Raw genomic sequence first — 7,011 nt, 5'->3', positions numbered from 1 at the left:
GGCACATCTTCCGTCACTCCCGATGCAGCCCCAATCGAATGACGTCAATTGCTCAAGCCGTGCTCACCCTGGAGCGCCAACGCTGAAAACGCTCATTGTTCGACGGCGGGTGCGCGAGTTCTGCTCAGGACTCTTCACGGACGGTAAGGCCGCACTCGTCACGCTAGCCGCACTAGGCAGTTTCCTCTCTGGGCTGGTGGCCCTGATACCCGGTGTTGCCGTCCACTGATCTCCCTACCGCTGTGCCGGGCGAGCAACGAAGCGTCATCCCTTCGAGCTGGCCGACTCACCAACTCCGGTCAACGCCTCAGAGATCGCCAATGACTGTGAGATGCGCGCGGGCCGACTCCGAGAAGCTGTCCAAGATCGCCTTGCCCTTGGCTGCGGTGGCGAGGGACGGCTGGCCGATGATCCCGTTCGTGGTGTACCCGGCCATGCCCAGAGTCAGCAGGTGCGGGCGGCACGGCGCTGAGTGGTCGTCCTGCTCGATGCCTTCGTGGACCAGGTGGGGCGCGCCGTGCAGGAGGAGTGAGACCTTGAACTCTCCGCCGTGCATGCCCTCGGCTCCGGTGCCCTCCAGCCCTGCGTCCGCGCGGGCCCGGGCCCGGTCCCCTGGTGCGCTCGCCTCTGGACGTCGCCTGCGTGATCAGTCCATGCCCCGAGCTTCCCTCATCGCCTGCGGTCCGGCCCATGCGCGCGACACGGGTTTATGCCAAGACGCGCATAGTCGCGTCCGCGCATGGACGGCCGTGCCCGCCCCTCGTACCGTCGTGGTGAACAGGCCCAACCAGGGCCCCAGCACAGGGGGTTTGGCAATGGCGCGTGAAGAACTGGCCCGGCTCACCGGTAACGGGAACGGTGGACCGTGCGGAGAAGAGGACTGCCCGAATGTCTACCGCACCGCCTCCGGATCCATCGTCGTCCAGGGCGGCCTCTCCCAGGCGTTCACGCCACCGGCTGGGGAAGGGCTCGTAGAGATCCCGGAAGAGGTACTGCGGGAGGCCGTGCGTGCTCTTGGATGGTGACGAGTGGCGGGCAATGTTCCGCGACTTCCGCACGGAAGCCTGGCGACTCGAAACGCTTCCGCAATACCTGATGCCACAGGAAGAGGCGGAGATCCAGGCATTCAAGGACGGCAAGCGAATCGACCCTCAGTCCTACAGGTCCAGCTACACCGACCGGATCAAGAAGCAGCGCGCGGAGGGCAGAATGAACCGCCGTGTTCGCATCCTCACCCGCCCGCTCTCCGAGTATCTGCGATTTGAGTTCTCTCGATACTACGAGCCTCACTTGTTGGCCGGAGAGGACATCCGCATCCTTGATGTGACCGACCGAGAGAACCCATTGGTCGACGTTCAGGATTTCTGGCTCTTCGATCACTCTACGGTCGTGCTCATGAACTACGAGCCGAATGGCAAGCAGATCAGTCGCGAACTGTACGAGGGCGACCCCACGCCTTTCATCGAGTACCACCACATCGCGGTAACCGAGTCGGCGCCCTTCTCGGAGTACGTGAGCGGGTGACGTTCGAGCCTGAACAACTTGGCCGGTCCACAGAAGAGTTGGCGGCGACGCTGAAAGGATTGCGTAAAGCGGCCGGTCTCTCCGGGGACCGGCTTGCCAAGCGTATGAATATCTCTCAGTCCAAGGTGAGCCGGATCGAGAACGCCAGGGTACGGCCGTCCATCGTGGACGTAGAGCAGTATCTGAGAGGCGTTGACGCTCCACCGGAAGCAGTCGGCCGGGTCATGTCCCTGGCTCGGCTCGCAAACACCGAGTGGCGGAACCTGCGAAGTCTGCGACGCACAGGGCTGGGGACTCGGCAGGCGGAGTTGAAGGCGCTGGAAGCCTCCTCCGGGCACATGCGGTACTTCCTGCTGTCACTGATCACCGGCCTACTTGCTACTCCGGAATACGTCCGGGCCAGCTTGGCCCATTCGCCAGCCGATACCAGCAAGGCTCTCGCGGGGAAATTGGAGCGCCAGCAGATTCTCTATGACACGTCGAAACGGTTTACGTTCATCCTGACCGAGCAAGCCGTACGGTTCCCACTCGTCGACCCTCACGCCATGGCCGTACAGATTGACCGGCTGACCTCACTTACTCACCTGCCGAACGTCCGGCTGGGAGTCATCCCTGTCGGTACACGCACTCCAGGACTCCCATTGAATACGTTCACCATCTATGACGACAGGATGGTCACGGCCGAGCTGACCACTGGGTCAATAGTGTTCAGGGACGCACGGGATATCCGGACCTATCTCGACGAGTTCGCCCGATACGAAGAGCGGACCCTCTTTGATGAAGCAGCCAGGGGAAACTTGCGGGAGTGGTCGGCGGCTTGTCGTGCTGATCTCTAGTCCACAACATGAATGAAGCTGGACTGCCGTTATGACCGGGGGGGATCATTGCCGTGTCAGAGAGAATGGCGGGGAGGCCACATGAAGACGCAGCAACCAAAGGGATACGGGCTGACGGAACTACCGGCCGAACCCTCTGCGGTACCCGGCTTTTCCCATTGCCTGTCCTTCGTGGTCGCGCGAGAGAATGCGCGCTCGCGGGGTGACTGCAGCAGGGTCTCCGACCGAAATGTGGAGTTGCGTCAGAATCGAGAGGCGGCCCACTGATGGAGATGCATGAATGGCGCGGCGGCTGGGACCGGGCCGAGGAAGCCACCCGGGCGTTGAAGCTGGCTCTTGAGGGGCTGGGGGTGCCTGAGGGGCAGACGGTTCGGCTGCGGCCCGTTGTGAGTGGCAAGGGCACGCCTTGGGTGGATGTGGGTATGGTCCCGGCGCACGTGGCCGTGAGGATCGCGGAGGCCGTGGCGGCCGGGTCGCCCTGAGCGTTCCGGCATGGACGCTCAGTCGCGGCCGTCTCGGCGCGGGCATGCGGCCGAAGGCACGTGGCGCCTCCTACCTCCCGGGGGCGCCACCGGATGAGTACCCTGCTCAGCCTCGGCGCCCTCACCTCTTCGGCCAGTGCCACAGCGGCTCGTCCAGCATTCCCTGGCCCTCCACCACCGTGCGGCCGGACTCCTTCACCAGCTCTGTGACGTTCGCCCGGGGCGACAGGGCCTGCGCCAGGGGGCGGGCGTGGGTGACCACCACCATCTGGGTGTGGGCCGTCGCCGTACGGATCAGGTCGGCCAAGGGCGCCAGGAGGTCCGGGTGCAGGCTCGTCTCCGGCTCATTGAGGACCATCAGGGCCGGGGGGCGCGGGGTCAGCAGGGCGGCCACCCGGAGCAGGTAGCGCAGGGTGCCGTCGGAGAGCTCCGCCGCCGTCAGGGGGCGGAGCAACCCGTGCTGGCGGAGCCGGAGTTCCAGACGGCCGCCCACCAGGTCGATCTCCACCCGGCTGCCGGGGAACGCCGCGTCCACCGCCCCGTCCAGCGCCTCCCGGTCCCCGGTCTCCCGGATCGTCTGGAGCGCGGCGGCGAGGTCCGCGCCGTCGCCGCTCAGGACCGGGGTACGGGTGCCGATGTGCGTCCCGCGCGCGGGCGCGTGCGCGTCGGTGCGCACGTGGTCGTAGAAGCGCCAGGCGCGGATCTGCTCGCGCACCGCCAGCACGTCCGGCGCCCGCTGCGGGTCGGCCAGTTCGCCCGGCATCGAGTCGTACGGCCGGATCTCGCCCGACGAGCGGTGCCAAGTGCCGTCCGCCGCACGCACCTTCACCGCCGGGCCGGCCCGCTCGGAGAGCACCGCCGCCGGACGCAGCACGGGGCCGCTCCAGATCGCCTCGCGCTTGATCTCCGGGTCGAGCGCGAAGAGGGAGGCGGGGTCGCCCGCCGCGCCCCCGGGGTGCCCGAAGTCCACCGCGTAACCGAACGCGTCCCCCGCGAACCCGAGCCGCAGGCTCACCGGTTCGCCGCGCACCGTGCCCTGGAGCGGGCGCAGGCCCTCGCGGACCGCGCGGCTCGTCTTCTCCGGGCCCCGCCCACAGCGTCGACGGCAGCCCGCCCTCGCGCGCGAGGGCGGCGACCGCGCCCCCGCGCGCGGAGTCCGCGAGCAGCCGCAGTGCCCGGTAGAGGGACGATTTGCCGGTGCCGTTGGCGCCCGTCACCACGTTGAGGCGGTCGAGGGGCACGACGAGATGCCGCAGCGACCGGTAGTTCTCGACGGCGAGTGTGGTGATCATGCCTTCGAGCGTAGGGAGGGGGCCGGACGATCGCCCGCTGTGTTCCGTGACCGGGCCCGCCTTAGGGTGGGCCGGGTGGGCATCAGCCAGGTCCTGCGGACCGACACCGCCAACGACGGAGCCGCCTCGCCACTGCGCGGGAGGTGGCTGCGGCCGCAGTGGCGCGTGCCCGCGGTCGTGACGCTGACGGTCCTCCCGCTGTACGCGGTGTGGGCGCTGGTCCTCGCGACCGGCGGCGGCGACCTCGCGGCCCAGCTCGCCTGGGCCGGCTTCGCGGCCCGGCACCCGGGGTCCGCGTACAACCTGTCCTGGTACGGCGGCACCCACACCGCCAACTACAGCCTGCTGACGCCGTGGTTGATGGCGGCGTTCGGGGTGCGCACGGTGTCGGTCTTGGCGGGGGTCTCCAGTACGTGGCTGATGGCTCTGCTCTTCGTACGGGCGGGGCGTGCGCGGGGCGCGGAGGACGAGCGGTTCGGGGGCGACGGGCCGTGGCGGGGGGTGTGGCCCGCATTACTCGCCTCGGCGGCGCTGTGGTGCAACGTCGTGTCGGGGCGTACGACCTTCGCGGTGGGGATCGCGTTCGCGCTCGCGGCCTGTCTGCTGGTGCAGGGGCCGGGGCCGCTGGGGGCGGTCGGGCCGGGCAGGCCGGACGGAAAGGAGAGCGCCGCTCTCGGATTCGGTTCGGTGCGCCGCTCCAGAACGCGACTACTGCTCACATGCGTGAGCACCGCTCTCGCCACCATGGCCAGCCCCGTCGCCGGTCTCTTCCTGCTCGTCGTCGGCGCCGCGTACGGCCTGGACCGGCAGTGGCGCAAGGCCGCCGTCCTGAGCGTGCCGCCGTGCGTGATCGTCGCGGCCACCACCCTCCTCTTCCCCTTCGAGGGCGAACAGCCCATGCAGCTGGGCAAGCTGTGGATGCCGCTCGGCGTCTGCGCCGCGCTGCTGCTCGCCGCGCCCGCGTCCCGTACGTGGCGGGTCGTCCGCGCCGGGTCCGCCGTGTACGCGGTGGGGGTCGTCCTCACGTACGTCGTCGCCAGCCCGATCGGCTCGAACGTGGAGCGGCTCGTCGGGCTGGCCGGGCCGCCCGTCCTGCTCGCCGCGCTCCTCGCGCCCGGGCTCGACAGGACGCGGCGGGTCGTGCTGGCCGTGGTGCTGCTCATCTCCGTCAACTGGCTGCGCGACAAGACGCTCGACGACACCGGGGTCTCCACCGTCACGCCCGCGTGGGCGTCGCATACGGACGGGCTCGTCGGTGAGCTGCGTCGGCTCGGGGCCGACCGGACGCGTGTCGAAGTGGTCCCCGCGCGCAATCACCGCGAGGCCGCGGTGCTCGCTGCGGACGTCAACAACGCGCGCGGGTGGAACCGGCAGTTGGACGTGGAGCGGGGGCGTCTGTTCTACGACGGGTCGTTCTCGCCGGCCGCGTACCGGGCCTGGCTCGACCGCTGGGCCGTCGGGCTCGTCGCCCTCCACGACGGGCTGCCGGACGGGCCCGCCACGGCCGAGGCCGCGCTCGTGCGCAGCGGGCCGCCGTGGCTGGAGCGGGTGTGGGGGGATGCGCACTGGACTGTTTACCGGGTGCGGGATGCGGTGCCGCTGGTGTCCGCGCCGGGGGTGGTGGTGCGGGGGGACGACGCTCAGCTCGTCGTCCGGATGCCGGGGGCGGGGTCTGCGACCGTCCGGATCGCCTATTCGCCGTGGCTGCGGGCGAACGGGGGTGCGTGCGTGGCGCGGGACGGGGAGTGGGCGCGGCTCACGGTGCCGCGGGCGGGGGTCTATCGGCTGGATTCGCCTTACCGGTGGCCCCGTGGAGGTGGGTGTTGAGCGCGGTGCGGGTCGGGGGGGGCGGTGACTTCGGGCGCGGGTTGTCTGCGGCATTCGCGCCATTCCCCGCACCCCTTGAAACCCCGGTCGCCCACGGGCTGTGTGTGGCTGGTCGCGTAGTTCCCCGCGCCCCTCAACCCCCGGTCACCCGCAGACCGCGCGTGGCGGGTCGCGCAGTTCCCCGCACCCCTCAACCCCCGGCCACCCGCAGACCGCGCGTGGTTCTCGCGCCATTCCCCGCACCCCTTGAAACCCCGGTCACCCGCAGACCATGCGTGGCGGGTCGCGCAGTTCCCCGCGCCCCTGAAAGCCACTGCGGTGGAGCCGCACAATGACGCAGACCCGCGCCCCTGGAAGCCATCGCGGTGGAGCCGCACAACGGCACAGCCCTGGGCCCTAAAGGCCGGCCCCCTGCGCCTTTCTGAACCGCCTCGCCGTCTTCGCCGCCTCGTAGTCCGGGCCCACCCCGTCCACCAGGACCAGTTCGCCCGGGATGTGGTCCGTGCGGAGGGGGAGGAGGTTCTGGTACTCGGGGGACTCGTACCAGGAACGGGCCTCCGCCATTCCCGGGAAGGCGATCATGACCAGGGCTCCCGGCCAGGTGCCCTCGCGTACCTCCACCGTCGTCCCGTGGACCAGGAACCGTCCGCCGAAGGGGGCCAGCGTGTCCTGGACGCGCTCCATATAGACGAAGACTTCCTCGGGGACGGGGCCTTCGGTGGGGCGCAGGTGGGCTATGGCGTAAGCGGTCATGACAGCCTCCGGGTCAACGATGCCGTGGGGATGCCTCGATCCTGCCGGGGGCGGGGCGGGTGGTCGATTACCCGGCGGTCGTGGACGCGGATCCGGAGGCGGCGGCGCCGTGGGTGGCGAGCGCGTACATCGACGCGCCCGACCTGGGGCGGCTCGTCGAGCGCGACGGGCCGCTGGACGGGGCGGAGTTGCGGCGGCTGGCGGCCGGGCTGGCGGAGGCGCTGGATGCGGTGCATCGGGCGGGGCTCGTCCACCGGGACCTGAAGCCGGCGAACGTGCTGGTCACCGGGGACGGGC

The 7,011-nt window shown here is 69.8% G+C and carries 6 protein-coding genes and 4 pseudogenes; 6 read left to right on the top strand and 4 right to left on the bottom strand.

What is annotated here, in order from left to right:
- A pseudogene (locus ACFWA7_RS39435) lies at positions 1-86 on the top strand (IS5/IS1182 family transposase); the annotation flags it as partial.
- Between the two features lie 221 nt (positions 87-307).
- Here ACFWA7_RS39435 and ACFWA7_RS39430 read toward each other — a convergent pair.
- Positions 308-589 (bottom strand): annotated as a pseudogene (locus tag ACFWA7_RS39430) (creatininase family protein); the annotation flags it as partial.
- Positions 590-815: 226 nt separating this feature from the next.
- Here ACFWA7_RS39430 and ACFWA7_RS39425 point away from each other — a divergent pair.
- The 3 genes from ACFWA7_RS39425 to ACFWA7_RS39415 are packed head-to-tail and all read left to right on the top strand — an operon-like array spanning position 816 to position 2,360.
- Positions 816-1,025, top strand: coding sequence for a hypothetical protein (locus ACFWA7_RS39425; RefSeq protein WP_385827980.1), 210 nt, complete (start codon positions 816-818; stop codon positions 1,023-1,025).
- The gene (locus tag ACFWA7_RS39420; protein ID WP_385545599.1) at positions 1,009-1,524 is read left to right on the top strand and encodes a DUF6879 family protein; all 516 of its coding nucleotides are present in this window, start codon (positions 1,009-1,011) and stop codon (positions 1,522-1,524) included. Before ACFWA7_RS39425 ends, ACFWA7_RS39420 begins: the two co-directional genes overlap by 17 nt.
- Positions 1,521-2,360 (top strand): helix-turn-helix domain-containing protein, encoded by an 840-nt coding sequence (locus ACFWA7_RS39415; RefSeq protein ID WP_385545603.1) that lies wholly within the window; start codon positions 1,521-1,523, stop codon positions 2,358-2,360. The genes ACFWA7_RS39420 and ACFWA7_RS39415 overlap by 4 nt, the downstream gene beginning before the upstream one ends.
- A 603-nt stretch (positions 2,361-2,963) precedes the next feature.
- On the opposite strand, the gene ACFWA7_RS39410 is transcribed toward ACFWA7_RS39415, so the two are convergent.
- Together ACFWA7_RS39410 and ACFWA7_RS39405 are read right to left on the bottom strand one after the other, a co-directional pair.
- Complete coding sequence (locus ACFWA7_RS39410) at positions 2,964-3,857, bottom strand: AAA family ATPase (RefSeq protein ID WP_385827978.1); 894 nt, start codon at positions 3,855-3,857, stop codon at positions 2,964-2,966.
- Positions 3,858-3,960: 103 nt separating this feature from the next.
- Positions 3,961-4,134: pseudogene (locus ACFWA7_RS39405) on the bottom strand (AAA family ATPase); the annotation flags it as partial.
- A gap of 177 nt (positions 4,135-4,311) precedes the next feature.
- Between ACFWA7_RS39405 and ACFWA7_RS39400 the strand changes: the two are divergent.
- On the top strand, positions 4,312-5,961 hold the full coding sequence (locus ACFWA7_RS39400; RefSeq protein ID WP_385827982.1) for a hypothetical protein: 1,650 nt from the start codon (positions 4,312-4,314) through the stop codon (positions 5,959-5,961).
- A gap of 396 nt (positions 5,962-6,357) precedes the next feature.
- Here the strand turns inward: ACFWA7_RS39400 and ACFWA7_RS39395 are convergent, their stop codons facing one another.
- Positions 6,358-6,714, bottom strand: a complete 357-nt coding sequence (locus ACFWA7_RS39395) for a DUF1330 domain-containing protein (protein ID WP_385545611.1) — start codon at positions 6,712-6,714, stop codon at positions 6,358-6,360.
- A 59-nt stretch (positions 6,715-6,773) separates the two neighbouring features.
- On the opposite strand from ACFWA7_RS39395, the pseudogene ACFWA7_RS39390 reads away from it, so the two are divergent.
- A pseudogene (locus ACFWA7_RS39390) lies at positions 6,774-7,011 on the top strand (serine/threonine protein kinase); the annotation flags it as partial.

It is taken from the genome of Streptomyces sp. NPDC059994, from assembly GCF_042737755.1.
GTDB lineage: Bacteria > Actinomycetota > Actinomycetes > Streptomycetales > Streptomycetaceae > Streptomyces.
Note: the sequence above shows the minus strand (reverse complement) of the source record. Positions and strands in the feature narration are given on the sequence as shown.

Coding starts and splice junctions, on each gene's coding strand:
- ACFWA7_RS39425 (WP_385827980.1), top strand. CDS start 816: ATGGCGCGTGAAGAACTGGCCCGGCTCACCGGTAACGGGAACGGTGGA.
- ACFWA7_RS39395 (WP_385545611.1), bottom strand. CDS start 6,714: ATGACCGCTTACGCCATAGCCCACCTGCGCCCCACCGAAGGCCCCGTC.